Below are 231 nucleotides of genomic sequence, written 5' to 3' on the forward strand. Positions count from 1 at the left end.
AAGGTTCCGGCAACAGCGTGATCGTTTCGCCTTCCCAGATGCTCCAGGCCTGCGCGGCCGCGAGGCGGACGTTCCTGTCCTCATGCGTCAGACGCCGATGATAGGCATGCATCATTTCATGCCGCTCTTCCGGCGGAATGGGGGCGACGAAGCGCTCCCACTTGTCAGGGAACATCTCCGAGACGCCGAATTGATAATACCAGTCGAGTTCGGCCTTGGTCAGCGTATAGA

Annotated in this window: 1 pseudogene; it reads right to left on the reverse strand. The window is 59.3% G+C overall.

Annotation, left to right across the window (positions count from 1 at the left end):
• Window positions 1-231 (reverse strand): annotated as a pseudogene (locus AF337_RS16660) (IFRD domain-containing protein); the annotation flags it as partial.

Source organism: Rhizobium ecuadorense (genome assembly GCF_001187535.1).
In the GTDB taxonomy this organism is placed as follows: Bacteria; Pseudomonadota; Alphaproteobacteria; order Rhizobiales; family Rhizobiaceae; genus Rhizobium; species Rhizobium ecuadorense.